The 26082-nt window shown below is 71.8% G+C and carries 25 protein-coding genes; 10 read left to right on the top strand and 15 right to left on the bottom strand.

Annotated features, from left to right (window positions below; translation table 11 throughout):
- Nucleotides 1-168 precede the first annotated feature (168 nt).
- Nucleotides 169-975 carry a hypothetical protein gene (locus tag PKF00_RS04715; protein WP_271216086.1) on the top strand — a complete coding sequence of 269 codons (807 nt, stop codon included), beginning with the start codon at nt 169-171 and terminating at the stop codon, nt 973-975.
- Nucleotides 976-1368: 393 nt separating this feature from the next.
- Here PKF00_RS04715 and PKF00_RS04710 read toward each other — a convergent pair whose 3' ends face one another.
- The 5 genes from PKF00_RS04710 to xylB form a co-directional block, all read right to left on the bottom strand.
- On the bottom strand, nt 1369-1743 hold the full coding sequence (locus PKF00_RS04710; RefSeq protein WP_271216085.1) for a DUF742 domain-containing protein: 375 nt from the start codon (nt 1741-1743) through the stop codon (nt 1369-1371).
- Complete coding sequence (locus PKF00_RS04705) at nt 1740-2129, bottom strand: roadblock/LC7 domain-containing protein (RefSeq protein ID WP_271216084.1); 390 nt, start codon at nt 2127-2129, stop codon at nt 1740-1742. Before PKF00_RS04705 ends, PKF00_RS04710 begins: the two co-directional genes overlap by 4 nt.
- 99 nt (nt 2130-2228) lie before the next feature.
- A complete protein-coding gene (locus PKF00_RS04700; RefSeq protein ID WP_271216083.1) occupies nt 2229-4439 on the bottom strand; it encodes a sensor histidine kinase in 2211 nt (736 codons plus the stop codon).
- A 142-nt stretch (nt 4440-4581) separates the two neighbouring features.
- A complete protein-coding gene (locus PKF00_RS04695; protein WP_271216082.1) occupies nt 4582-5232 on the bottom strand; it encodes a DUF998 domain-containing protein in 651 nt (216 codons plus the stop codon).
- Nucleotides 5233-5359: 127 nt separating this feature from the next.
- Nucleotides 5360-6787, bottom strand: a complete 1428-nt coding sequence (gene xylB / locus PKF00_RS04690) for a xylulokinase (protein ID WP_271216081.1) — start codon at nt 6785-6787, stop codon at nt 5360-5362.
- A gap of 77 nt (nt 6788-6864) precedes the next feature.
- Between xylB and PKF00_RS04685 the strand changes: the two genes are divergently transcribed.
- Nucleotides 6865-8031: an ROK family transcriptional regulator gene (locus tag PKF00_RS04685; RefSeq protein WP_271216080.1), complete on the top strand. Its 1167-nt coding sequence runs from the start codon at nt 6865-6867 to the stop codon at nt 8029-8031.
- 177 nt (nt 8032-8208) lie between these two features.
- Here PKF00_RS04685 and PKF00_RS04680 read toward each other — a convergent pair whose 3' ends face one another.
- Both PKF00_RS04680 and PKF00_RS04675 read right to left on the bottom strand, forming a co-directional pair.
- Entirely contained in the window at nt 8209-8430 is a 222-nt protein-coding gene (locus PKF00_RS04680) for a hypothetical protein (RefSeq protein ID WP_271216079.1), read from the bottom strand.
- Between the two features lie 315 nt (nt 8431-8745).
- On the bottom strand, nt 8746-9228 hold the full coding sequence (locus PKF00_RS04675; RefSeq protein ID WP_271216078.1) for a MarR family winged helix-turn-helix transcriptional regulator: 483 nt from the start codon (nt 9226-9228) through the stop codon (nt 8746-8748).
- A gap of 74 nt (nt 9229-9302) precedes the next feature.
- Between PKF00_RS04675 and PKF00_RS04670 the strand changes: the two genes are divergently transcribed.
- Nucleotides 9303-9812 carry a VOC family protein gene (locus tag PKF00_RS04670; RefSeq protein ID WP_271216077.1) on the top strand — a complete coding sequence of 170 codons (510 nt, stop codon included), beginning with the start codon at nt 9303-9305 and terminating at the stop codon, nt 9810-9812.
- Between the two features lie 371 nt (nt 9813-10183).
- On the opposite strand, the gene PKF00_RS04665 is transcribed toward PKF00_RS04670, so the two are convergent.
- The 4 genes from PKF00_RS04665 to PKF00_RS04650 form a co-directional block, all read right to left on the bottom strand.
- Complete coding sequence (locus PKF00_RS04665; RefSeq protein ID WP_271216076.1) at nt 10184-10612, bottom strand: RrF2 family transcriptional regulator; 429 nt, start codon at nt 10610-10612, stop codon at nt 10184-10186.
- Between the two features lie 160 nt (nt 10613-10772).
- Nucleotides 10773-11837: a bifunctional 5,10-methylenetetrahydrofolate dehydrogenase/5,10-methenyltetrahydrofolate cyclohydrolase gene (locus PKF00_RS04660; RefSeq protein WP_271216075.1), complete on the bottom strand. Its 1065-nt coding sequence runs from the start codon at nt 11835-11837 to the stop codon at nt 10773-10775.
- Complete coding sequence (locus PKF00_RS04655) at nt 11834-12454, bottom strand: cyclodeaminase/cyclohydrolase family protein (protein WP_271216074.1); 621 nt, start codon at nt 12452-12454, stop codon at nt 11834-11836. The genes PKF00_RS04660 and PKF00_RS04655 overlap by 4 nt, the downstream gene beginning before the upstream one ends.
- Before the next feature lie 72 nt (nt 12455-12526).
- Nucleotides 12527-13513, bottom strand: a complete 987-nt coding sequence (locus tag PKF00_RS04650; RefSeq protein WP_271216073.1) for a DMT family transporter — start codon at nt 13511-13513, stop codon at nt 12527-12529.
- A 579-nt stretch (nt 13514-14092) separates the two neighbouring features.
- Between PKF00_RS04650 and PKF00_RS04645 the strand changes: the two genes are divergently transcribed.
- From PKF00_RS04645 to PKF00_RS04630, 4 genes are all read left to right on the top strand, one after another.
- Nucleotides 14093-14872 (top strand): ATP synthase subunit B family protein, encoded by a 780-nt coding sequence (locus PKF00_RS04645; RefSeq protein ID WP_271216072.1) that lies wholly within the window; start codon nt 14093-14095, stop codon nt 14870-14872.
- Nucleotides 14869-15270, top strand: coding sequence for a phage holin family protein (locus tag PKF00_RS04640; protein ID WP_271216071.1), 402 nt, complete (start codon nt 14869-14871; stop codon nt 15268-15270). Before PKF00_RS04645 ends, PKF00_RS04640 begins: the two co-directional genes overlap by 4 nt.
- Complete coding sequence (locus tag PKF00_RS04635) at nt 15246-15920, top strand: DUF3618 domain-containing protein (protein WP_271216070.1); 675 nt, start codon at nt 15246-15248, stop codon at nt 15918-15920. Before PKF00_RS04640 ends, PKF00_RS04635 begins: the two co-directional genes overlap by 25 nt.
- A 72-nt stretch (nt 15921-15992) precedes the next feature.
- Nucleotides 15993-17081, top strand: a complete 1089-nt coding sequence (locus PKF00_RS04630; protein ID WP_271216069.1) for a YihY/virulence factor BrkB family protein — start codon at nt 15993-15995, stop codon at nt 17079-17081.
- Nucleotides 17082-17302: 221 nt separating this feature from the next.
- Here the strand turns inward: PKF00_RS04630 and PKF00_RS04625 are convergent, their stop codons facing one another.
- On the bottom strand, nt 17303-18151 hold the full coding sequence (locus tag PKF00_RS04625; protein ID WP_271216068.1) for an NAD(P)H-binding protein: 849 nt from the start codon (nt 18149-18151) through the stop codon (nt 17303-17305).
- 244 nt (nt 18152-18395) lie between these two features.
- Between PKF00_RS04625 and PKF00_RS04620 the strand changes: the two genes are divergently transcribed.
- Nucleotides 18396-18725, top strand: a complete 330-nt coding sequence (locus PKF00_RS04620; protein WP_271216067.1) for a DUF3140 domain-containing protein — start codon at nt 18396-18398, stop codon at nt 18723-18725.
- 63 nt (nt 18726-18788) lie between these two features.
- Here PKF00_RS04620 and PKF00_RS04615 read toward each other — a convergent pair whose 3' ends face one another.
- The 3 genes from PKF00_RS04615 to PKF00_RS04605 all read right to left on the bottom strand — a co-directional run bounded on the left by PKF00_RS04615 (nt 18789) and on the right by PKF00_RS04605 (nt 24058).
- Entirely contained in the window at nt 18789-19760 is a 972-nt protein-coding gene (locus PKF00_RS04615) for an asparaginase (protein ID WP_271216066.1), read from the bottom strand.
- Nucleotides 19761-20057: 297 nt separating this feature from the next.
- The gene (locus PKF00_RS04610; RefSeq protein ID WP_271216065.1) at nt 20058-21251 is read right to left on the bottom strand and encodes a cytochrome P450; all 1194 of its coding nucleotides are present in this window, start codon (nt 21249-21251) and stop codon (nt 20058-20060) included.
- Nucleotides 21252-21475: 224 nt separating this feature from the next.
- The gene (locus PKF00_RS04605) at nt 21476-24058 is read right to left on the bottom strand and encodes a PASTA domain-containing protein (protein WP_271216064.1); all 2583 of its coding nucleotides are present in this window, start codon (nt 24056-24058) and stop codon (nt 21476-21478) included.
- A gap of 231 nt (nt 24059-24289) precedes the next feature.
- Here PKF00_RS04605 and PKF00_RS04600 point away from each other — a divergent pair, with 231 nt between their 5' ends.
- Both PKF00_RS04600 and PKF00_RS04595 read left to right on the top strand, forming a co-directional pair.
- The gene (locus PKF00_RS04600; RefSeq protein ID WP_271216063.1) at nt 24290-25024 is read left to right on the top strand and encodes an FHA domain-containing protein; all 735 of its coding nucleotides are present in this window, start codon (nt 24290-24292) and stop codon (nt 25022-25024) included.
- 265 nt (nt 25025-25289) lie between these two features.
- Complete coding sequence (locus PKF00_RS04595; protein ID WP_271216062.1) at nt 25290-25553, top strand: WXG100 family type VII secretion target; 264 nt, start codon at nt 25290-25292, stop codon at nt 25551-25553.
- Nucleotides 25554-26082: the final 529 nt, after the last annotated feature.

Raw genomic sequence — 26082 nt, 5'->3', positions numbered from 1 at the left:
CACGGTCAGACATCCGCGTCCGCCCGGGGTCGGACCACCGGCTCGCGCATGCCACGCCAAGATGCGACCCGAGTCAGACGCGCCCCCGGCGCGCCGCCCATCACCATGCTGATGCACCCGGCACACCACGCCGAGACGTGCTGACATCGACAAGATGGGCAGGAACGCATGAATGTCGAGTTTCGCGGGCGAATCGCACAATGGCGACGGGCCGCCGCGGACCGGCGCGCCGCCAACGCCACGGCCAACCTGAACAGGCAACCCTCGTTTCCCGGACGCTGGGTGAGCGCCATCGCGTTGATCTGCGGCCCCGCCCTGATCCTGACCGGAATTCTCCTACGCGCCCGGTTCCACTTCTTCTTCCCGGACCAGCTCGCCGCCTACACCCGTCACCCCGCCCTCATCACCGCCGCCTACACCTGCTTCGCCTGCGGGATCATCCTGCTGTGGCCGGCGGTCATGACACTCGCGCAACGGATCATGGCCACCAGCCCGCTGTGGGGACTGTGGGGCGGCTGTCTGGTGATCGTCGGCCTGTTCACCCGAACCTTCCAGTTCGGCACCGACCACCTGGCCTTCCACCTGACCGACAGCCTCGGCCTGCAGTCGATGATCAACGGCATCGACGACTACTACGTGGCATGGCGGGACACGCGCTGGCACCCGTTCAGGACACTGTCCGGACCAGCCTTCTTCGGCTGGATCGTGCTGGCCGTCGGCGCCTACCGCTCCGGCGCCCTGGGGCTGGGCCGCTCGGTCGCGCTCGGCTTCATGTCGATGCTCGCGCTCGGGACGCTCAAAGGCACCCAGATCCCGCAGTCCGTCATCGCCGCATGCTGCCTCTGCGCCGTCTTCGTTCCCATGGGCGTCTCCCTGCTGCGCAGCGGCCCCCCGCCCAGTAGACGCGCCGTGTTCTGGATCGTCGTCCTCATCGGCGGACACATCCTCGGCACGGTTTACGGCCCGAGGGGATGAGGGCCCCGGACCGACTGCGACGAGAACGGACACATGCGGGCGGCAGGCTGCACGCCGGAGTCTCACGTGCGAGCGGGAAGCCGTACGCCGGAGTCTCACGTGCGAGTGAGAGGCCGTACACCGGAGTCTCACGCGATGACGGTGGGTGACCGCCGGAGGGTGTGGTCACGCGTCGCGGCGGCGTTCGGGCCGACGTCGGGGTCGCTGACGACGCGGTCGGCCGGATGCCCGGAAGACGCGGACGCGCCGGCCCTCTGGGACGAGGGACGACGAGCTAGCGCTCCGTGGCGCTCTCCCCGTGCCCTCCGGCGGCGCACGGGGCGTTCGCGGTGCCGTTCACCGTACGGTCGGCCACCCCCACCAGACCGTACGCGGCAACGCCCACGGGATCGTTCACAGGGCCCGCAGGCCGCTGATGACCTCTCGCAGCAGCCCCTCCGCGGGGGAGGTGTTCGCGGGAAGCGGCGAGCGCACCAGGATCAGGCCCTGGTCGAGCAGGTCGCCGAGCAGAACCTTGATCACGCCGATCGGCAGGCCCGCCTCGGAGGCGAGCTCGACGATCGGCCTGGTCCGCCTCATCATGCCGAGCAGCCGCCGGTGCTCGGACCCCAGGTGCGAGCTCGCCGAGATCACCGAGCCGTTCGCCACCACCATGGACAGCAGGTCGAACGCGGTGGAGGACGTCGACGTCGTCGTCCGTCCGCCGGTCAGCGCGTAGGGGCGGACGACAGGGCCCGCCTCCTCGTCGACCCACTCGACGTCGCTCATTGGCCGGCCACCCGGGGGGCGGTGGCCAGATGTTGGCCGACGCGGGTCACGAGGCGGGCCATCTCGTAGGCGATCAGGCCGACGTCGGCGGCGCCGCTGGTCATAACCGACAGACAGCTCCCCTGCCCCGCCGATGTGACGAAGAGGAACGCGGAGTCCATCTCCACCATGGTCTGCCGTACGGCCCCGCCTCCGAACTGGAGACTGGTCCCCTTGGCCAGACTCTGGAAACCGGAGGCGACCGCGGACAGATGGTCGGCGTCCTCCTTGCTCAGGCCTCGGGAGGAGGCCATCATCAACCCGTCGTTCGACAGGATCAGCGCGTGGGAGACGTCCGCCACACTCGTGACGAAGTCATCCAGAAGCCAATAAAGCTCACCCGGCACGTGGTTAAACCCCTTCCCCTTTGATGCTCACGCTTGCTGTGGGGCCCGGCCGGTCGAGGACCCGGTGTGACAGGCCCGCCTTCCGTGCCCTGACCCGGCTCACCGCTCGGTACCGTCCTCTTCGCTCTCGGCCCGTCCCCGCCGCCACCCCGACTGGAAGGAGTTCAGCAACGCGCGCGCCTCCTCCGGCGACCGTCCCACACTCTCGGGATCCGCATCGGCAGTGTGACGCGGGCCGTCGTCGCGTGAGCCCTCATGGCGCAGGCTGGGCGACAGATTGGCCTGACGGACCCGGCGGGGCAGCCCGCCGTTGCCACGCCGCGCCGACGTCTTCCACAGGTCCGCGGGGACCGGCAGCACCGGCTCGACGGAGCCGGGAAGCTCGGAGGGCAGGGACTCGACGCGCAGCGGCACCACCGGCTCGACCGGCTCAGGGTCTCCCAGCAGGTTCTCGGGGAGCAGGACGACCACCCCGGTCCCGCCGTACGGCGAGGGCCGCAGCGTCACGCTGACCCCGTACCTCGCGGCGAGGAGGCCGACCACCGCGAACCCGAGGCGGTCGGTCTCCGCCGGGTCGAACTCCGGCGGGCTGGCCAGGCGCTCGTTGATCGCCGCGCGCTTCTCCGCGGTCATGCCGAGGCCCCTGTCCTCGATCTCGATCGCGAAACCGCGGCCCACGAGCTCGCCGCGGATCGACACCTCGCCTCCCGGCGGGGAGAAGACCGTGGCGTTCTCGATGATCTCGGCGAACAGGTGCATCATGTCGGCGACCGCGCCGCCGACCAGGGTGCTGCCCGCCATGGGGTAGATCCGCACCCGGGCGTAGTCCTCGACCTGGGCGGCGGCGCCGCGCAGCACGTCCTCCATCAGGACCGAGGAGCGCCACTTGCGGCCCGCGGCCCCGCCGGACAGGATCACCAGGCCCTCGGCGTGGCGGCGCATGCGGGTGGTCAGGTGGTCGAGCAGGAACAGGTTCTCCAGGGCGACGGGGTCCTCGGCCTGCTTCTGCATCCCGTCCAGCAGCTTGAGCTGCCGCTGGAGCAGCGACTGGCTGCGGCGGGCCAGGTTCCGGAAGGACTGGGCGACGCCCTCACGCAGCTTGGCCTGCTCGACGGCCGACTGCATCGCGCGCTCCTGGACGCTGTCGAAGGCGGCGGCCACGTCGTGGATCTCCGCGGTGCTGCCCAGCGGCTCCAGCGGCGGCGCCTCCGCGGCCACGTCCACGTGGTCGCCCCGGCGAAGCTTCTCCATGACCCGCGGCAGCCGTACCTCGGCGACCTCCATCGCGGCCCGCCGCACCCCGGCGAGCTCGCGGGTGATCCCGCTTCCCACCCGGTAGGAGACCAGCAGCGAGGCGACGACCGCGACGAGCCCGAGCACGCCCGCGATCCCGGCCCTGGTGAAGGTCTCCGCGGCGGACGGGGCCGCCCTGTCGGCGAGGGAGAGGCTGACCGCCGTCAGCGCCCGCTCGTAGACGGCCTCCAGATCGTCGCCCGCGGAGCGCCACTCCGCGGCGGAGACGATCTCGCCCTCCTGAAGGGTCTCCTCGAGGCCGGTGAACCTGGTGTAGATCGTCGAGGTCTGCATCCCGGCGAAGGGCAGGCGCAGCCTCGGCTCCAGGTCCGGCAGACCCTGTTCGAGGAGGAAGCGCCGGTTGATCGCGAGCTCGTTGAACAGCCGCAGCTCGCTCGGCGACAGCACGCGCCCCATGGCCATCGCCCCCGCGGCCATCGCCCGCTCGCGGCTCATGAGGTCCTTGGCGTAGCTGATCATGCTGAGGCTGCGCGACTGCTGGTAGAGCGGCAGGTCGTTGTTGAGGCTCATGATGTTGAAGAGCCGGTTCAGCGCGTCGGGCACCAGGGAGAAGTCACGGGAGAGGCCGACGAGGCCGGTCCTGCCGGTGTCGACCTTGGCGCGGATCGTGTCGAGCGCGTTGATCCGGTTCATCACCTCGTTGAACCGGATCCTCATGTCCGGCGACATCGCGGACTTGGCCGACTCGGTGGTCGTCCGCTCGCGGAAGCGCAGCCGCGCCTGGTTGGTGACGCCACGCTGCACGGAGAGCGCGGCCCTGGCCGAGTCGCTGCGGTTGGCGAGGTACTCGGCCGACAGCAGGTGCTCGTGCTGCAGGGCGTTGCTCAGCTCGTCACCGGGCTTGCCGACGGTGTCGTACAGGGTGGAGATGGTGAGCAGGTTCATCGAGTCGCCGACCGTGACGGTCGCGGCGAATCCCCACAGGGCGAGCAGCGAGATCAGGGGGATCGCCAGAAGCGCCGAGATCTTGAACCGGATGGGCTTGCTCGATGCCATGTCACCTCATCGGTTCGGTCCCGGAGCGGCGGGCGGAGAGTTCCGCACGATCTCTAGATCGCCGACGAGGATAGCACTGAGGAGGCAGAGTATTCGTATCCTATTTGTGACATGTCATGAAGTAGTAAAGGAAAATGACAAGTCAGCCCAGAGCGGCGCGAGAGGCACGGGCCGCGCCCCGCACCCGGTTCAGGTGCGCCAGCCGTACGGCGAGCACCGCGACCAGGGCGATCTCGGCGACGAGCAGCGCCCGCTCCGCGAGCCCGATGAGCATCCGGTCACCCGGAAGCGCCACGTAGGTGACCGCGACCAGCCCGAACCCGCAGGCCAGCGCCAGCCACTCCACCGGCCTCGCGACCGCCCGCCACCGCTCGTCCTCCCCCAGACGCGTGACCATCAGCGCCCCGGCGGCGGGCAGGGCGAAGAACACCACGACCGAGGCGTAACCGTGCATCCGGTCGGTCAGCCCCGGCGCGGAGCCGGGCACGCCCGCGGGCACGAGCGCCATGACGGTCAGCGCCGCGCTCCACACCAGCATCAGCCGCTCGACCATCGTCCCCAGCGGCGCCCTGGCCGCCCGCAGCCCCGCGACCAGCGCGAGGGAGGCGATCGCCAGCGACGCCATGGCCAACTCGGTCGCCCCACTGCCCTCGACGGCGGCGTACTCACCGATCGTCAGGTCGAGCGCGTCCGGGCGGGGAGCCGAGGCGACCTGACCGACGATCATGGCCACGACGGCCACCGCGATGCCGGAACAGGCGATCAGCGGGTAGAGCCTCTTCAACGCGAGCATGGTCCAAGACTGTCCGCCGAAGTACCCCTGACACATCCGGCCACACCCTGACCCGACCCTGACCCACCCCTGAGTCGAACGGAGTGTCCCCCGTCGGATCTCTCCGGAAGCGCATGGAGAAGGCGGGCTACGCGTCGTGGAACCTCGTGTCGCGGACCTCCGCGTAGCGGGCCCTGACATCCGGGGTCGCGTCCGCCTCGAAGCGCTCGGCCCCGCCCGTCTCCCAGAGCGGGGGCTCGTCGCCCCCGGCGAGCAGCCAGGCGGCCTGCCTCGCCGCTCCGTCCGCGACGTACTCCCCGGGCTGGGGCACGACCACCGGCCGCCCGAAGACCGCGGGGGCGATCCCCCGCACCGCCCGCGACCTGGCCCCGCCGCCGACGAGCAGCACCCTGGCCGGATCGAGGCCCAGGGCGTCGAAGGCGTCGGCCAGGTGGCACAGCATGCCCTCCACCGCGGCCCTGGCCAGGTGGGCCGGGGTAGAGGTGCCCAGGGTCAGGCCGTGCAGCGATCCGGTCGCGTCGGGGAGGTTCGGGGTGCGCTCCCCCTCCAGGTACGGCACGCAGACGAGGCCGCCCGCGCCCGCGGGAGCCTCGAGGGCGAGCCGGTCGAGCCCTTCGGGGTCGACTCCGAGCAGCCTGGCCGCGGCGTCGAGCACCCTGGCCGCGTTGAGCGTGCACACCAGCGGCAGGAAGCGCCCCGTGGCGTCGGCGAACCCGGCCACCGCGCCGCCGGGGTCGGCGCTCGGGGTCGCCGCGACCGCGAACGCCGTGCCCGACGTCCCGATCGAGACGACCACGTCCCCTGGTTCGGCCCCGACCCCGAGCGCGGCCGCCATGTTGTCCCCGGTCCCCGGCGCGAGCGGGACGCGGCCCGCCTCTCCCGCGCCGAACGCGCGCAACTCCCCCGCCTGCTCCCTCGGCCCCAGCACCCGCGGCAGTCCGGGGACCGCACCGAAGGCCGCCTCAAGGAGGTCGGTCCGGTAGGAACCCGTCGCGGGCGACCAGTACCCGGTCCCCGAGGCGTCGCCCCGATCCGTGACGAGCTCTCCGCCATCTCTACCGCCGCCGTCTCCGGCGGGGCCGCCGAGCCGCCAGGTGAGCCAGTCGTGCGGCAGACAGACGCTCGCGGTACGGCGGGCGTTGCCCGGCTCGTGTTCGGCCAGCCAGCGAAGCTTGGCGACCGTGAACGCCGCGACCGGCACGCTGCCGACCGCCTCGGCCCACCTCCGCGGCCCGCCGAGCTCGGCGACCAGGTCCCTGGCGGCTCCGGCCGAGCGGGTGTCGTTCCACAGCAGGGCGTCCCGCACGACCTCCCCTGTCGCGTCCAGGCAGACCATGCCGTGCTGCTGGGCGGCGACGCTCAGCGCCGCGACGTCGTCGAGGCCTCCCGCGCTCTCGACCGCCGCCAGGAGCGCCGCCCACCAGACGTCGGGATGGACCTCCGTCCCGCCGGGATGGGCCGCGCGGCCGTGCCGTACCAGGGCGCCGGTCTCGACGTCCCTGATCACCACCTTGCAACTCTGGGTCGAGGAGTCGACCCCGGCGACGAGCGCCATCTGCGTCTCCCGTTTTAATCCATCTTCTGGACTTAACATGATCCCACGAGGTGGGATCGTCAGGGAGTGAGGGGTTCATGACGCAGGCCGTACGCCATGACTCGATGCGGGCACGCAACCTCGGCGTGGTGCTCCATGAGATCCGCAGGAGCGGGCCGATCACCCGCGCGGCGCTGGCGGAGATCACCGGGCTGACCAAGACGACCGTGTCCAAGATGGTCGGCGACCTGCTCGGCGGGGGCATGGTCGTGGAGTCGGGCGCGCTCAGGGAGGGCGAACGGGGACGTCCCGGCACGGCGGTCAGCCTCAGCGGGGACCGCGTCGCGGCACTCGGCCTGGAGATCGGCGTGGACCACCTGTCCGCGTGCGTCGTCGACCTCACGCTCTCGGTGCGGCTGCGCCGTACACAGGCTGTGGACAACCGATCCACCTCTCCTGTGGAAACTCTTCATCACCTGCGGAAACTTGCCCACAGGGCTGTGGACGAAGCGCGTTCGAAGGGACTTGTCATCGCCGGATCGACCCTCGCGGTCCCCGGCCCCGTGGACGACGGGCTGCTGCGCGCCGCCCCGAACCTCGGCTGGCGCGACGTCCGTGTGGGCGATCTGCTGGACTTCCCCGTGACCGTGGAGAACGAGGCCAACCTCGCCGCGCTGGGCGAGCTCTGGTTCGGCTCCGGGCACGACGACTTCCTCCACGTGTCCGGCGAGGCGAACATCGGCGCCGGGCTGGTGGTCGGCGGCGCCCTGTTCAGGGGCGCCCGCGGCCACGCGGGGGAGCTCGGCCATGTGATCGTCTCCCCCGGCGGCCCCGCCTGCCACTGCGGCGGCAGGGGCTGCCTGGAGCAGTACGCCGGCCAGGAGGCGCTGTTGAAGGCCGCGGACGTCCTCGGCGGGATCCCCGAGCTGGTGGAACGCCTCAGAGGCGGCGAGACGACCGCGTTGCGGGCCTGCGACCGCGCCGGACAGGCCCTCGGTGTCGCCCTCACCTCCGCGGTGCGCCTGACGGACCCGGGAGCGATCGTGCTCGGCGGCATCTTCGCCCCGCTCTTCCCCTGGATCGGCGGCAGGACCCGCGACATGCTGACCGCCAGGCTGGCCGGGACGCGCCAGGCCGTGCCCGGCCTCGGCGTCTCCCGCCTCGGCGGCGCCGCCGCGACCCTGGGCGCGGCCGGACAGGTCATCCACCGAATCATCGCCGACCCCGGAGCCCACCTGACCACGACCCGCCCCGGCACCGCCTGACACACCGCCCGCGCCCACACCGCCCGGCCGGAACCCGTGCCCGCCGAACCGCCCGCGCCCCGTTCCGACACCGCCTGACACACCGCCCGCCCACGACCCTTCCCAGCACCACCTGAAGCGTCACCCACGTCCGCACCGGCCAGCTGGAACCCGCGCCCGCACCGCCGAGGCCGGGCCCTACAGGCCGGAGGGGTCCCGGCCCACGTTGATCTCCTCGGCGATCCGCCTGAGCCCGTGGTCGTCCATGCCCGGCACGCCGGACAGCCGCCTCCGGAGCACGGCCATCACCAGGGGCACGTCCGCCCCGGCGTATCCCACCGCGACCTCGTGAACGACCCCGAAGAGCGCGCGGTTCGCCTCATGCTCGCCGTTCGCCCGCATCAGAGAACTCTCCGCCATGTCCGCATCCCCCTGTTGAGCCGAATGGTCGGGGGCAACGGTACGACGGACCGCCGACGTCCGGGGGGAGACCCGCTCGGATTCCCGCCCTGTTCGACTCTCCGCCCCGTCTCCGTGGTCTCCCTGTCGGGTCAGGACCCGCAACCGGTCCCGGGCCGCCTGCGCCCGTGAGGGTCTCCGCTCGGCGAAGGCGCTGATCAGCCGCCTGATGAGGATGGGGGCGCAGCCACGCGGTGCCCCGGCACAGGCCCCGGGCCCACGCCCCTCCGACAGACCCCGACGTTCAGCCTTTCCGCCGCCTCGCCGTCCCTGCGTTCAGCCCTTCCGCCGCCCCGGTTCCCCCGCTCCGCCGGCTTTCGCCCTGTCCAACACCGCCGTGCAGATCTCGGTGAGCCGGCGGACCTGCTCGGGGTCGAGCAGGTCGAACAGGCTCTGCCGTACGGCCTCCACGTGGCCGGGCGCGGCGGCGGCGAGCACCGTGAGCCCTCGCTCGGTGAGCACCGCCCAGCTCACCCGCTTGTCGGCCGCGCACGGCTCGCGCCGCACCCAGCCCCGTTCCTCGAGGCGGGCGACCGCGTGCGAGAGCCTGCTCTGCGAGGAGCTGAGCTCGGCGGCCAGCTCGCTCATCCGCAGCATGCGCTCCGGGGCCTCGGACAGCTTCACCAGGATCGCGTAATAGGCGTGCGGCATGCCGGAGTCCCGCTGGAGCTGCCGATCCAGCTCCTCCTGGACGAGCTGCGAGGCCCCCATGAACGCACGCCACGCCCGCTGCTCGTCGTCGTCCAGCCATCGGGTCACGTAACCCACCTTACTTGAACTCTCAAGCATATGAGGGTAGCGTACTTGAGAGTTCAAGTTTCAGGGGAGGAAACGTGCCGGTCCAACGACTCAACCACGCGGTACTGTTCGTGCGCGACGTCGAACGCAGCGTCGCCTTCTACCAGGAGGCCCTCGGCTTCAGGGTCGTCATGGGCGGCAGGGGCGCGGCGTTCCTGCAGGCCTCGGGCTCCACGAACGACCACGACCTCGGCCTGTTCGAGCTGGGAGCCCAGGCGGGCCCCTCCGGCGCGGGGCGCTCGACCGTCGGGCTCTACCACCTCGCCTGGGAGGTCGACACCCTGGAGGAGCTGGAGCGGATCGCGGTCAAGCTCACCGAGCTGGACTCACTGGTCGGCGCCTCCGACCACTCCACGACCAAGGCCCTGTACGCCAAGGACCCCGACGGGCTGGAGTTCGAGGTGTCCTGGCTGGTCCCGGCCGACCTGCTGACCGAGGAGACGCTGCAGGGACGCAGCGGCATCAAGCCGCTCGACCTCGCCAGGGAGAAGGAGCGGTACGGCGCGCAGACCCGCGGCGGCCTCGGCGTCTCCATCCCCGTCTGACGGCCCCATCCGCCCCGGCACCCCACCCCCACCGGCCGGTCGCCGGTCGCCCCAAGGGTGAGGCCGCCGACCACCGGCCTCCCGCCGGGGCTGCGACCACGAACGCCCACCGGGTCGAGCGCCGCCCACCGGCGCCGACCCGCCCCGCTCGACCGCTCGCCGTACCGGCGCCCGGACGACCGCGAACGCCGCGAAGACACACGGCCACCACACCGGGCGCGGACACCGCCCCACACGACCGCTCACCACACCCACACCCCGGACGACCGCGAACGCCGCGAAGGCACACGGCCACCACACCGGGCGCGGACACCGCCCCGGGCAACCGCGAAGACACACGGCCACCGTGCTGGGATCCGGTGCCGCCGGTCTCAGGCCGTCTGCTGTTGTGAGATCTCGGCCTGAGGGGCGAGGAGGGTGGCGAGGCTGACGCTGTCGACGACCGCCCCGATGGAGGCCTCGACGTCCAGCCACACGGCGCGCAACGGCGCCGCTTCGCCGAAGTAGACGATGTCGGCGGTGGGGAACCCCCGCACGGAGGTGAAGCCTCCGCCGACCGCTCGCAGGACGTCGCCGACGAATATGGCCTCCGCTCTCCTGGCGAGTGTGAAGCCGCCCTCGTTGCCCCGCTGGGCGAAGACGAGGTTGGCCCGACGCAGGTCGGTCAGGATGCCCCGCAGAAAACTCGGGGGAATCTGCTGGGCATGAGCCAGGGTCTCTGCGGTGACCGACGCGGGATCATGCGCCGCGATGACCAGCATCGCGCGTATGGCGTAGTCACTGCGGGCCGTGACGTGCATCCGAAGGTCCTCCCCGATGGCAGGAGCCGATGATCGGCGACCTCTGGGCGGGTCCCTGGTAAATCTACTATCTCTATGGGTTAACCATGAATTATCTTCACGGTCAGAACATGTGATCACGCGCCGTCTCTCACCCCGTGAACGCCTCCCGGCGGGGGCGCTACCCCCCGGCGGCCCGCACGGTGTGCAGCAGGAGCAGGGCGGTGGTCACCGGCCCGACGCCTCCCGGCACCGGCGTCATCGCCGAGGCCCTGGCGGCCGCCGCCGGATCGACGTCGCCGACGAGGCTGCCGTCCTCCGCCTGGTTCGTTCCCACGTCCACCACCACGGCTCCTGGTCTGACGTGCTCGGGGGTGATGAGCCCCGCCCTGCCGACGGCGGCGACCAGGATGTCGCCCGTGACGGTCACGGCCGCCAGGTCCGCGGTGCGCGAATGGCACACCGTCACCGTGGCGTTGCGGTCCAGCAGCAGGTGGGCGGCGGGCTTGCCGACCACCGTGGAACGGCCGACCACGACCGCGTGGCGACCGGCCACCTCCACGCCGTGGTGCTCCAGGATCCTCACCACGGCCTCGGCGGTCGCGGGCGCGAAGGCGGGAAGCCCCGCGGCCAGGCGGCCCAGGGAGAGCGGGTTGGCGCCGTCGACGTCCTTGGCGGGGGCGATGCCCGAGGCCAGGTCCTCCAGCTTCGCGCCGCTGGGAAGCGGGGTCTGCAGGATGATCCCGTTCACGTGGTCGTCCGCGCTCAGCGCCTCCAGACGGCCGCGGATCTCCTCGGGGGACGCCTGCGGGCCGAGGTCGACCACGTCGCACTCGATGCCGACCTTGCCCGCCGCGTTCACGATGGAACGCACGTACCAGGCGCTGGCCTCGTCCTCGGTGGCCGTGACCACGGCGAGCCTCGGAGGGCGGCCTTCGGCCGTGAGCCTGGCGGCCCGCTCCGCGACGTCCGCCCGGATGGCCGCGGCCTGCTCCCTGCCCGACAGCTCTCCGCCCCGCGGCTGTCCGCCCCGCGGCTGTCCGGCCTGCGGCTGTCCGCCCTGCGGCTGTCCGGCCTGCGGCTGTCCGCCCTGCGGCTGTCCGCCCTGCGGCTGTCCGCCCTGCGGCTGTCCGGCCTGCGGCTGTCCGCCCTGCGGCTGTCCGGCCTGCGTCTCTCCGCTCTGCCGTACCTCGTCCGGCGACCTCCCCGCCGACGCTTCCCCGCCTCTCACTGCCTCGGCGCTCATTTGGCGATCTCCTCACGCACGGCGGCGGTGACCCTCTCGGCCCTGTCGGCGATCTCGTCCACTCCTGCCGCCCGCCCGGCCAACTCGGCGCGGATCCGTTCGTCCCCGATGCCCGCGAGGTTGATCTCGACGTTGACCCGGGCGGTGGTCGCCGCGGCCCTGGCCGCCTCCGTGGCCGCGGCCACGTCGGTGATGACGTTGCGGTTGCCGACGGGCAGCAGTTCCTCCGCGAGCCCGACCAGGCGTCGCGCGACGTCGATGGTCCTGGCCGGAGGCCCTGCGGCGGCGACCAGCGCCTCGGCGATCGCCGCCGAGCGGGTCGCTCTCTCCTCCTCGGTCGCCTTGGGCAGCCGGTAGGCGTCGGTGACCGACGTGAACGCCGCCGCGTCGTCCTCCGCGAGCTGGAGCGCCTCGTCCCGCAGGGCGTCCGCCTCGGCGAGAACGCGCCCGATCACCCGCTCGTGTTCGGCGTGTTTCCGGCCGTCGCTGTAGCGGGCCACCATCCCCAGCAGCGCGGCGGCCTGCGCGCCGTGCAGGGCCGCGGACGCGCCCCCGCCCGGCGCGGGCACCCGGGCGGCCAACCGGTCGAGAAAGTCACTGATTGTCTGGTCTCGCATCCGCGTCCCCCCGAGTCGCCCGAGGGAGCGGAACGGCCGCCATCCCTCGTGGATCACGTAGTGGATCTCACGTTACCGGGGACGCGTGCTCTCCGAAGAGGGCGGGACCACCGTGTCAGAGGCCGGGGCGGCCCCCTTGGGGGCTCGCCGTCCCCCTCCCCGCGAGACGGCCACACCCACGAGACACAGCAGGCCGCCGGCGAGGGTCAGCCAGGCGGGTACCTCGCTCAGGACGACCCATGACATCAGGACCACCAGGGCGGGGACGACATAGCTCGTGGCGCCCATCTTGCCCGCGGTGGTGCGGGCCAGCGCGTAGGCCCAGGTGGTGAACGCCAGGGCTGTCGGGAAGACGCCCAGGTAGACGACGTTCAGCGTCGCGGGCAACGGGGCGGCGGCGACCTGCGAGACCAGCTGTCCCGCGAACGGCAGGCAGGCCGCCGTACCGACGAAACAGCCGAAGGTGGTGACCTGCAGGGCGGAACCGTGCCGCAGGGCGGGTTTCTGGCAGACCACACCCGCGGCGTACGTCACGGCCGCGAGCAGGCAGAGCAGGACTCCGAGGACGGACGTGCCTCCGCCGTCCGACGCCGACGCGCCGCCGCCGTCCGCCATGGAGATCCCCACCACGACGGCCCCGGCGAACGAGACCGCCATCCCGATCATCAGGCGGGGCGGAAAACCCTCTTTGAGCAGCCAGCCGCCGAGAAGCGCGATCAGCACGGGGCCGATGGTGACGAGCATGGCCGCGGTGCCCGCGTCCACCTCGTGCTCGCCCCAGTTGAGGGCGACCATGTAGAGGCCGAACCACAGGACTCCCGATCCCAGGATGCCGGGCCACGCGGCACGGGGCGGCAGGCCCTCGCGCCGTGCCAGCCAGATGACCCCGAGGACCGCCGAGCCCGCGAGCAGGCGGCCCAGGGCCAGGGCTCCGGGGCTGAAGTACTGGGCGGCGCTCCGGATGGCCACGAAGGCCGAGGCCCACAGCAGCACGGTGACGCCCACCGCCGCCAACGCCCTGCGGTCCACGTGGCCGTCTGTCGTGGTGGTCTGTTCCATACCGGCACCATAGGACGCCGACATTTCAGGTCACATCTAAGTTTTCTCGTCTTCAGCGGTCCGTCCAGGCGCACGACGGCCGATGTGAGCGTCGCCGGGTCGGGGTTCCCCTCTCAACCGTCTCGTGCACGGCCGGCAGCCGCACCGGCCGCTGGAACGGCTCGGCGCGCTCACCGGCGGGCGCTTTCTCGACTTCATCGAAAGACCCCGGATCAGCGCGTGCTGTCGCGGCAAAAGATCCACGACATCGTTTTCCTCATCACCTCGGGGGCAGTCCTATCGGTCATTCATGACGCCCCCTTCGACACCACGTCCGTTCACCCCCTGCCAGGCGGCGAAACCCGCGAGGGCGCAGCGGGAACAGCGGAACCACGGCGGTCGCGGACGGGACACGGGCGCACGGGCAGGGCGGACGCGGCAGGCGTGAAGGCCGGGACCCCCTGACGAAAAGATCAAGGAATCCCGTGGTTAGCGCCCATTTTTGAGGCCTTTTGTTGCCTTTTTGGCGGATTTACGCGTGGAAACAAGGCGCAGGGGTAGCGCTGGGGCAATCCAGATGCGCAATCTTTGGAGGCATCGATGAGTGAGTATCCCACCGGCCCTGACCGGGGCGCGGGGCAGAGCGGGGGACTACAGGCGACCGCGCAGCAGGGAAAGGCCGCGGTCGGAGAGGTGGCGGAAACCGCCAAAGATCAGGCGCAGGCAGTGGCGGCCGAGGCCAGGGAGCAGGCACGCCAGGCGGTCGGGCAACTGCGCGAGCGCGCGGGCGAGCAGGCGCGGGAGCAGAGCAGGCGCGCCGCGCAGGGCATCCGCCAGTGGGCCGACGAGCTGAACTCGATGAGTGAGGCGGCCAAACCCGACTCCCCGGTCAACGGAGTGGTCCAGCAGGTCGCGAACAGGGGACACCAGGCGGCCGACTATCTGGAGCGGCACGGGCTGGCAGGAGTGGTGCAGGAGGTTCAGACCTTCGCCCGCCGCCGTCCCGGGGTGTTCCTCGCGGCGGCCGCGGCCGCAGGCTTCCTGGCCGGGCGGATCGCCAAGGCGACCACCGGCGCGACGCAGAGCTCCTCCGGCACCGGGCAGACATACCCCGACAGCTCCTCCGGCACCGGGCAGGCGTACCCCACCACGACGGGCACGGGGCAGCCCTACTCCACCGGACAGACCTACCCGGACCCCACAGGCCCCGGTTCCTACCCGGGAACGGGCGTCGGAGGGTCCTCCTCGAGCACCGGACAGGGCTACAGCGGCGTCGCGGACCCGCTGGCGTCCCTCGGAACCGGCACCCGGCCCGCCTCGTCGTACCCGCCGGTCGAGGAGCCGCCCGCGACCGGGGGCTGGGGAGGTGAACGGCGATGAGCTATCCCAGCCCCGCGCCGCACGAGCCGTCGCTGGGGGAGCTGGTCGGTGAGATCGGCGAGGACCTGTCGAAGCTGTTCCGGCAGGAGCTGGAGCTCGCCAAGGTCGAGATCCGCCAGGAGGCGACCAAGGCGGGCAAGGCCGCCGGGATGCTCGGCGGCGCCGGGGTCGCCGGCCACATGGTGGCCCTGTTCGTGACGCTGGCGGTGATGTTCGGCCTGGGCGAGGTGATGGGCCTGGGCTGGGCCGCGCTCGTCGTCGCGGTCATATGGGCCGCGATCGCCGGGGTGCTGTTCACGACCGGCCGCACCCGGATGAAGCAGGTGTCACCGATGCCGGAGCAGACCGTCGAAACGCTCAAGGAGGATGCGCGATGGGCGCGGGACCTGAGGAAATAAGGAACGAGATCGCCGCCACCCGGGCGGAGCTGGCCTACGACGTCGACCGGCTGGCCGACCGGACCAGTCCGTCACGGATCGTGCAGCGCCGTACCAACCGGGTACGCCAGACGGTGCGTTCGGTGCGCGAGCGGGTGATGGGCACGCCGAGCCACGCCGCCCACCACGCGAAGCACCAGGCCGGACAGGTGGCGGGAGGCGTGCGGGACACCGCCGCGAGCGCGGCGGGCACGGTCCGCGACACCGCGCTCGAGGCGACCGACGCCGTCAGGCATGGAACGCAGCAGGCAGTGGGAATCGTCAAGGAGGCTCCGGAACAGGCGATGCGCAGCACGCAGGGCAACCCGCTGGCGGCCGGGCTGATCGCCTTCGGCGCCGGACTGCTGGCGGCCACCCTCATTCCCGGCACCGAGACCGAGGAACGGGCCGCCACCCAGCTCAAGGAGCAGGCCGGCGACGTGATCGAGCCGATCAGGGAAGCGGTTCAGGAGTCGGCCCAGCAGCTGGGCCAGGAGGCCAGGGGCTTCGCCCAGGACGCCGCCCAGCACGTCAAGGAGACCGCGACCGAGGCGGCGAGGAACACCGGGCAGCAGGCTCGCGACCAGGCCCAGCAGGTGACCGACCAGGGCCGTTCCACCTTCGGCTCCTGACAGTCCGACAACGCCACCGCCACCGCCGCCTCCGCCGGGGGCGGCGGTGGCCCGCTCGAAGTGGTGCATCACATGTCACGTCACGACACTCGACACATATCGCAGCGCGACACCCGGCGTCCGGCGGGGGAAGCGGACTCCGAGGACGTCCGCCACCGGCTGAGAGAACGGGGTCACGACAAGGCCCCTTCCCCGGCGAAAGAGCACGACCGGCCCCCGGAGGACGCGAACGCCCCCGACAGCCCGACCGACCTGCCGAAGCGGTCGTGGTGGAGGGTGCTCAAGCGGACGGTCAAGGAGTTCCAGGGGGACAACCTCAGCGACTGGGCCGCCGCCCTCACCTACTACGCGGTGCTGTCGATCTTTCCGGCCCTGCTGGCCGTGATCTCGCTGCTCGGCCTGTTCGGCGCCTCGGCCACCCAGACGCTCATCGACAACCTGAGCGCGCTGGCGCCGGGACCGGCCCGCCAGACCCTCAACACCGTCGTCCAGGCGCTCCAGGGCAGTCAGGGAGCCGCCGGGTTCGCCGCCGTCCTGGGCATCGTCGTCGCGCTCTGGTCGGCCTCCGGTTACGTGGGGGCCTTCATGCGGGTCGGCAACGTCGTGTACGAGATGCGGGAAGGCAGGCCCATCTGGAAGACGCTGCCGCTGCGCGTGGCCATCACCGCCCTGCTGATCGTCATGATGGCGGTCGGCGCGGTCGCCGTCGTGTTCACCGGAGACCTGGCCGAGCGGGCGGGGAGGCTTCTGGGGGTGGGCCAGACCGCCGTCGCCGTCTGGAGCGTCGTCAAATGGCCGATCCTGGTGCTCATGGTGGCGCTGGTCCTGGCCCTGCTGTACTGGGCCGCGCCCAACGTCGAGCAGCCCGGGTTCCGCTGGCTGACCCCCGGCAGCCTCCTGGCCGTCGTCCTGTGGATCGTCGCGTCGGCCGCGTTCGGGTTCTACGTGACCAACTTCAGCTCCTACAGCAAGACCTACGCGGCGCTGGCGAGCGTCGTCGTCTTCCTGATCTGGCTGTGGATCTCCAACATCGCCGTGCTGCTCGGGCTGGAGTTCGACGCCGAACTCGCCCGCGAACGCGCGATGAAGGCGGGACAGCCTGCGGACGAGGAGCCCTACGTCGAGCCTCGCGACACGCGCAAGCTGGACGACGAGCAGTGACCCGGCGTTCCCGAGCCCCGTCCTGGGCCTCAGCACCCGCCGTCCGAGCCCAGGACTCGGGAACTCGGGCTCCCAGGAGCTCGGGGTCTCAGAGGCTCGGGAACTCGGGCTCCCAGGAACTCGGGGTCTCAGAGGCTCGGGGACTCGGGGCTGCCGGAGTCCGAAGGACTCGGGGTCCCAGGAGCTCAAAGGCTCGAGGGCTCGGGCGGGTACGGCGGTGCTCAGCGGAAGGAGGCCGCGTGGTCGGTCACCCACTCGCGGAAGGTGCGCGCGGGCGCCCCGGTGATCTCCTCGACCGCCGGTGAGACCGCTTCGGGCCGCGTCACCATCCCGGCCCAGGCGTCGAGCGCGCCGTCGACGAACGCCGGGGGCCATCCCTCGGCGAGCATCCGCTCCCTCGCGGCCTCCGGCGCGACCTCCTCCCACCGCAGCGGCCTGCCGATCACTTCGCCGATGACGCGCACCTGCTCGACCTGGGTCAACGTCTGGGGGCCGGTCAGATGGTGCTTCGCCCCGGCGTGCCCGTCGTCGGTGAGCGCGCGGACCGCGACCGCCGCGATGTCCTGTTCATGGATCAGCGACCTGCCCGCCTCGCCGTACGGCCACCGCACGACGCCGTCCGCGCGGATCTGCGCCGCCCAGCCCAGGGTGTTGGACGCGAACCCGCCCGCCCGCAGGAAGGTCCACTCCAGCCCGGTCCGCTGGACCGCGCGCTCGACGGCGGTGTGGAACCCGGTGATCGGATCGGTTTCCCGCTCGACGTCGTCGTCGGGCACCCCGTGGGAGGAGAGGTAGACGAGTCGGCGGGCGTGCCCGCCGACCACGTCCAGAACGGGGGGCGCGAACTCGGCAGGAAGGCCGGGCCAGACGAGGAAGACGGAGTCGACTCCGTCCAGGGCCTTGTCCAGCGTGTCCGGCGTCGACAGGTCGCCCTGTGCGACCTCGACGCCGTCCGGCAGGTCGGCGGTTTCCGGGGTGCGAGCCAGCGCGCGCACGGCGACACCCGCGTCGTTCAGCTGGGACACGAGGCTTCGGCCGACCTTGCCGGTCGCTCCGGTGACCAGGATCATCAGGGGTCTCCTTCGTCGTCGACGACTTCCTGGGACCAGCCTGGAACTTGAACCTTTGTTCACGTCAAGCTCGCGGGTGTGACGACGCACGCGCCTCCCCCTTTCACGTACGTGTCTCCCCCTTTCTGGGGAAGGTTGGGGTCAAGTGAGCCGCGCCGGCCCTGAGGCGCAGGTCCGACCGGGTAGACGAGGACGTGTGCGCGACGCCGCCGGGAGCCTCCGCACCACGGAGGAGGAGTGTGACATGACCGAGGACAGGCGACAGGTCGCCGCGGACTTCGACGAGGCGGTCAACATGACAGCCGGGGAGCTGGAGCACTGGCTGGGCACGGACGAGTCGAAGGCCGTCGGGGACAGGTCGGGAGGCGACGAGTCGACGGGCCATGAGTCGGGCCGCCGAATCACGGAGATCCTGCGCAAGCGCAAGGGCGACCTGTCCGACGACGACTACGCTCACATGCGGAAGGTGACCGGCTACGTCCACCGCCACCTCGCACAGCGCCCTTCAGGCGACGTCAGGGAGACCCGCTGGAGACACTCCCTGATGAACTGGGGTCACGACCCCCTCAAGTAGAGGCGCCGCGGAGAGGCCGGCGTCGGGAACCGGGACCTCGGCTTCGGGTCCCGGAGACCCGGATCAGAGTCTGGCGAACCAGTCGCGGACGGCCTCGACCCCGCCCGTCCCGAGGGCGACCATCAGGGCCACGCGCGCCTTCGCGGGGGCGAGGCCGCGTGCTCCGATCGCCCCCATCTTGGCGGCGAGACCCATTCCGAAGGGCAGATCCTCCAGGGAGACGGGGCCGGTGCGGCTGCGGGAGGCGACGACGACCGGGATCCCCCACTCGGTCAGCTCGATGATCGTCGTGAACAGGCTGACCGGCACGTTGGCCATCCCGGTCCCCTCAAGCACGACGCCCCGGGCGCCCGCGTCCACGGCGGCGGTGAGCAGCGCGGAGTCCATGCCCGGGTAGGTCTTGATCAGGGCGACGTCCGACTCGGGGTCTCCCGCCACCGTGGGCGGCCTGCCCGGCGGGGTGGCCGACAGCTCCACCCGTCCGTCGATCACGCGCCCCAGCACGGGATGGGGGGCCGAGGAGAACGCCGACACGTTCGCGGCGTCGACCACGGTGGCCCACCGGGCCGCGTGCAGTTCGTCGTTGACGCACACGACGACCCCCGCTCCGCGCAGCGCGGGGTCGGCGGCGGCACGGAGGGACGAGGCCAGGTTTCGCGGTCCGTCGGCGGACAGGTCGTCCAGCGGACGCATCGCGCCGGTCAGGACGATCGCGCCCTGCCGCGCGGCCCTGCCCGCGAGCAGGTCGACGAGGAAGGCGGTCTCCTCCATGGTGTCGGTGCCGTGAGTGATCACGACACCGTCGAACCCCTGGTCCAGGATGGCCGCGCGAGCCCTGCGGGCCAGCAGCAGCATGGTCGAGGGCGAGGTGTCCCAGCTGGGCTCGGCCAGCACGTCCTCGACCACCACCTCGGCCGCCAGGGCGTCCGGGGGAACGGTCTCCAGCAGACGCGCGCCCGTGGCGATTCCCGAACGGCCTGGGCGGCTGGAGTAGGCGATGACGTCGCCGGTCGCCAGCAGCAGTACGCGCTTCACCACGTGATCCTTTCGGCGACCGCAGCGGATCCCGCCCCTGACGGCCGCGATCCGGCGCGAACGGCTCGTGCTCCGCCCAGCCCGAGGATCGGGCCTGGCGGGGCCGGCGACGGCTCACGAACGGTGCGAACGTGCTGCTCGACGGCCGTCCTCATTTATAACCCATGAATACCCCCTATGGGGTTATCTTTTGGGATCGGAGGTCGGAGGACGGCCCGGCGGCGGACCGGGCCTCGCGCGGCACGGGACGGGGCGGACACGCTCCCCGGTCGCCGCGATTCGCGCGAGGCCCGTCGCCTACCAGGTGACCGGCAGCCGGTGCACGCCGTAGATGGCCATGTCCGAGCGCATCGGGACCTCCTCGGGAGGCACGGCGAGGCGCAGCCCCGGCAGGCGTTCCAGCAGGGCGGGGATGGCCAGGCGCATCTCGTTGCGGGCGAGCTGCTGACCGAGGCACTGGTGGATGCCGTGCCCGAAGGACAGGTGGCCGGTGGCGTTCCGGGTGACGTCGAGGGCCCCCGGCCCGTCGAACCGCTCGGGGTCGTGGTTGGCGGCGGGGATCGAGACCGTCACGGTCTCGCCCGCTCTGATCGTCTGCCCTTCCAGCTCCACGTCCTCCAGCGCGGCCCTGACCGTGAAGTCGACGATGCTGAGGTAACGCAGCAGCTCCTCGACGGTGCTCGCCGCCAGGGAGGGGTCGTCACGCAGCGCTGCCAGCTGCGGGGGGTTGGACAGCAGCGCGAAGACGCCCAGCGCGATCATGTTCGCCGTCGTCTCGTGTCCCGCGACGAGCAGGAGCAACGCGACCCCCGTGAGCTCCTCGTCCGTCAGCTCTCCGCCCTCCGCCAGGCCGCTGAGCAGGTCGTCGGCCGGTTCGGCGCGCTTGCGGCGCACCAGGTCGTGAAGGTAGGCGAGCAGGTCGGCGACCGCGGCCTGCTTGCGCTCCATCGTCTCCTCACGACTGACGATCACCGCCGAGTCTCCCTGGAACCGGTCGTGATCGGCGTAGGGGACGCCGAGCAGCTCGCAGATCACCAGGGAGGGGATCGGCAACGCGAACGACTCCACGAGGTCCAGGGACGGCCCCCGGCGCTCCATCTCGTCCAGCCGTTCGGCGACGATCTTCTCGATCCCGGGTTCGAGCTGCTTCATGCGGCGGACGGTGAACTGTCCGGTCAGCAGCCTCCGGTAGCGCGTGTGGTCGGGCGGGTCCATGCGCAGGAAGAAGCCCGCGGGCAGCGGCAGCTGCCGCTGCCGGATCAGGTACGGCAGAGCGGGGTGCTGAAGGTCCGGGCGGGTGCTGAAGCGGTTGTCGGCCAGGACCGAGCGGACGGCGGAGTGACTCGTCACCAGCCAGCCGAGATGCCCGTCGGCGTAGGTCATGCGACGGATCGGCGCTTCGTGCCGCCAGCGCGTCAGCTCCTGGGGCGGCTCGAAGGTGTTCTGACGGTTCACGGAAAGCGTTACGGGGCCGCTTTCGGCTTCGTTCACGGCGTGCTCCTCTGAAGTGGGACGCTCATGCTCTCCTCCAGAAAACCGCACCAAGGGAAGAATTGCAACAGATGCAGATAAGCGCTTGATGCAAGATTTTTCACGGCCGAAGCCGCAGGCCAGGGAGGTGGGAGCGACCGTGGCCCGCAGCCTGCGGTCCGTGACGACGAGCCACGGACCGCGGACCACGAGTCACCGGTGCGGCCACGGCCCGGGCGGACGCGTCACCAGATGTTGCAGACGCGGAACCTGTCGCTGAAGCCCGTGCTCGTGAACTGGTTCCACTCCCCGGTCCCCGGGACCGCCCACACCCAGGTGCCCTGGCCGTTCATGAGAGCGTGCAGTTCACGGGTGCCCGCGACCGCGTCCTGGAAGCAGGCGAAGGCGGGCCCCTCACGGACGAATCCAGCGCTCTCCGCCGGGTTCGTCGAGAAGTAGTAGCTGCCCGGCTCGGCACAGCCCGCCTTCGCGCAGCGGAACTGGTGGACCACGGCGAGCCCGGCGATCGAACCGGCCTGGTCCTGCGGGTAGACGCGGCCAAGGGAGGACTGGGCCGACCATCCCGCGGGGCCGCCGCCGATCGACAGGTGGTTGGCGCGGTTGGGCGCCGGTGACTTGAAGCGGTTCAGCGTGACCGGCGCGGTGCTCTCGAAGGTGTAGGAGACGGCCTTGCCCGCCTGCACACGGGTGCCGGGGGCCGGGTCCTGCGCCAGCACCTTGTTGACGTCCTGCGTCTGGGCGTTGTCGTTGGGCGCGCACTCCAGCTTGGCCGCGCGCAGCGCCTGGCAGGCGGCGTCGGGCGTCTGGCCCCGCACGTCGGGGACGGCGGGGTCGCCCAGGAAGTCGACGGTGACCGTGCCGCCCGCGGCCAGACCGGTTCCCGCCGCCGGGCTCTGGGCCTGCACGACTCGTGCCGGGGCGCCCTGGCCCGCCTCCCGCTGGACACAGGTGAGCCCCGCCTGCTGGACCGCCGCGCACGCCGCGTCCACCGACTGGTTGACGTACGAGCCGACCTGGACCTGCGAGGGGCGGCCGACGACGACGGCGGTGCCCGTGGCGGCCTGGGCGCCGGCCTTCGGCTCCTGGGTGGTCACGACCCCGATCTGGGCGGCGGTCGCGGCCAGCCCCTGGTCCTGCTCGCGGCAGGTGAGCCTGGCCTGCTGCAGGGCCGCGCAGGCCTGCGTCGCGGGCATCCCGACGAGGTTGGGCACGGTGGCGGGTCCCCGGTAGACGACGGCGACCACGGCGCCCCGCTCGACGCGCTCGCCCGCCGCCGGGTCACTCGAGATCACCTTGCCCGTCTCGCCCTCACCGTCCGGCTGAGCCACGGCGCTGCAGCGCAGGTTCGGCCGCAGCCGCGCGCAGGCCTCCTCCCGGTCGAGCCCCACGAGGTCGGGGACCGTCTCCAGTTCGGGCTCGGCCGTACGGCTCGGCTTGGCGACGGGGGGTTTCCCCGTGCTCCGGGGAGTGGGGCCGCGTCTCGTGGCCGTGATGACCGGCGGGGGCGGAGCGGAGACGTGGCTGGGGGTCGAGGCGGGGGTCGGCGTCGAGACGGCGGACGGCGTGGGGGTCGGCGTCGTGAGCGGCTTGTCGGCGACCCCCCGGCCGTCGCCGACGTCGATGGAGGTTTTCCTGCCCGTGGAGTCGAAGGCCATCACGATCCGGCTGTAGGGGTCGCTGACCCAGACCCGGTCGTCGCGCGAGACGAGCTGGAAGTCGTCCGAGGAGCCGGGGACCTGCACCGAGGAGACCTCTCCCGTGACGGGTTCGACCACCAGCACCCGGTGCACGGTGAAGTCGGGGACGTACACCCGCCCACGGTGGACGACCGGCGGCCCGAAGGCGTGGCTGCCGCGTCCCGGCAGCTCGACCTTCCTGACGGCGTCGGAGGCGAAGTCACCGGTCACCAGGACGCGGCCGCCGGGCACGACGACCGCCAGCGTCGTGCCCGACGCGCCGGGTGCGGCGACGACGCCGTGCTGGGCGTCCAGGTGGAGCTGGCGGCGCAGCCCGCCTGAGCCGTACAGCCCGGCCTCGCCGGTCTCCTCCCGGTAGAGCACCGGGGCGTCCGCGACCAGCGTCAGCGCGGCGCGCTCACCCGGCTCCGCCACCCGCTGCCGGTTGGCGACCCTGCCGTCGACGATCTCCAGGAGTTCGCCGCTGGCGGGCGCGTAGGCCCACGCGGTGCCTTTGGAGTCGACGACCGCTCCGGTGACCGGCGCGGGGACGGCGACCTGCCCCGGCCCGGCCCCCTTGCCCTCCAGCTTGCTCAGGGTGCCGGTCTTGGCGTCGACCAGGTAGGTCTGGCCGCCGCCGGTCACGACGTCGAGCTCCCCCTTCGAGGCGGGACGGCGCTCGACCTGTTCGGCCGCCAGCGTCGCCGTGGGCAGGCGGGTCACCTCACCTGTGTCGTTGTTGACGACATATACGGAGTCCGGACCAACCTGTACTACTTCAAGGGTTTCATCACCACTTGCAAGGTTTTTCGCGGTTTGCGCGTCCACGCTCTGGTTATCGGCGTTGACGTGGACGACCGACCCGCCCTTCTGTAAATACGCGCTTCCGTCGCCGAAGGCGGCCTGGGAGGAGCGGTACCCCGTGCCGAACCCGATGCCGACCACCAGCACGGCGGCGGCGACGACCAGCACCACGCGGTTGACGTGCGTGCCGGTCAGCCCTGGCAGCGTGCCGGTCAGCCCTGGCAGGAGGGCCCGCGACCTCCCCCATGCCCTCCCCCGCGCTCCACGCCCGTCCCGATTCCCGCCCGGACGCGCGACGGGAGGGGAGGGCGCGTTCGAGCCTGACATCGCGGTCCTCCAGCGAGTACAGAATGGGGCAAATCCTGGCAGCACTTCCCGGCGATGTCCGACAATAGGCGTCTCCGGCTTTCAGCGCCGCCATTCAGGATGGGAAAGGCTTCCCATTGTGAAATGGGGTACGGCGCGGCGGTTCACAACGGTGAAGGGCCTCGCGGCGCTTCACCGCGGTGCGAACGCCTCACAACAGCGGTGACAGGGAAACGGCGATTCGGAGGGACGATGGCACGGATGCGGGTCGAGGTGGCGGGTCGCGTCACGGAGATCGCCGAGAACGAGCGGCTGACCTTCGGCCGCTCCCGCGAGTGCGGGATCTGCCTTGACCCGGAGGACACCGGCATCTCCCGGATCACGGGCACGGTCTCCCGGGAGAGCGGCACCTGGTGGCTGGCCAACAGCTCCGGCAGCCGCCCCCTCGCGGTGGTCGACGAGCTGGGCTTTCGCAGCCTGCTCCCGCCGGGACGCCGAATCGCGGTCGAGGCCCCGACGAAGGTCCTCGTCGACGGCACCCGGAGGCGGCACGACCTCGCCCTCCTTCCGCCGTCCCCCGCCCCGTCCCCCGCCCCGGCCCCCGCGCGGTCCCCGGAAGGCACGGCCTCCGCGTCCCCCGGCCCCGCGCCCGACGGGACAGGCACGGCGGTCGGCAGCACGCCCACGGCGGTCGGCGCCGAGGTGATGGTCAACGCGGCGGACCGGCTGGCGATGGTGGCGCTGTTCGCGGGATACCTGGAGGAGCCGCCCAGGTACGACCCCTATCCGAAGGACTACGCCGCGGCGGCGGCACGCATCGGATGCAGCCGCACTGCCCTGGTCAAGCGCGTCGAATACCTGCGCACCCGGCTCGACGCCGCGGGAGTGCCGAACATGAAGGGGTTCAACGCGCTGGTGAACCTCGCCGAGTACGCCATCAGCCGCGGCCTCGTGACCCGCGAGGACCTGGCCCTCCTGCGCCGCTGACCACGGCAAGCAGCTGATCCTCCCGAGCACTGACCGCGACCAGGACCCGCCCCTCCCGCGCCGTCCTCCCGCATCGCCGGCCACGACCAGGACCCGTCCCTCCGCACCGCCGGCCACGACCAGGACGTGCCCCCACGCCGAGGGCCCGGCCCTCCCGCGCCGCCGGCCACGACCGCCCGCGATGGGAACCCCTTCCCATTTCCCCGGCGGGCGGACCTCCCTAGCGTCGTTGCCGACATCCACCGGCGAAGGCGAAGGAGAAGAGATGTCGGTCATCGGCGGCGAGATCCCACAGCTGCACTCGCTCAACGGGAACTTCCAGCGGCAGAGCGCCACCGTGGACAGCCTGCTGCGCGAGCTGCGCAACGAGCTGGCCAACACCTACTGGCGCGGCGGCGCCGCCGACCGGTTCCGCTCGTCGTGGAGCGGCGAGTTCGAGCCCGCGCTGACCCGGCTCTCCGCGGCGCTTCAGGACGCGGCCTCCGAGGTCCGCCGGCGCGCCGACGCCCTGGAGCAGGTCGGCGGCTGAGCGGTCCCCGACGACCCTGACGACACGGACGACACGGACGGGAGAGGACACCCATGGAGCGGGAGCTGCGCGTCGTCGTCCGCGGCGGGGAGGTGCCGCTCCTCGTACGGACCGGGTCGGAGGCCACGACCGGTGACCTGGCGGACGCCCTGCATGCGGAACACCCCAGAGGCCTGGGAGGCCCCGGAGGTCCAGGAGGTCCAGGAGATCCGGGAGGTCCGGGAGGTCCGGGAGGTCCGGAGAACACAGAAAGCCCGACGGGCTCAGAATGTCCGAGGAGGCCGGGAAGTCCAGGAGGCCCGGGAGGTCTGGCGGGGCCGGGGCGTTCGGGATGTTCAGAGCATTCGGCTGCACCCGGGCGTTCGTGGGTTTCCCGGTTCTCGGGAAACCCGGGGCTCCTCGAAGACCGGAGGGATCTCGGGAACACCGCCGGTCCGGAGGCCTCGCTGTGGCTGGGAGACCGGGCGCTGCCGTCAGGCACGCTGATCGCGGACCTCGCGCTGCCGACCGGGTCCCTGCTCGCGCGGAC

The sequence above is a fragment of the Streptosporangium carneum genome (assembly GCF_027922005.1).
GTDB classification, from domain to species: Bacteria; Actinomycetota; Actinomycetes; order Streptosporangiales; family Streptosporangiaceae; genus Streptosporangium; species Streptosporangium carneum.
This window is presented reverse-complemented; position numbering and strand designations above follow the sequence as displayed.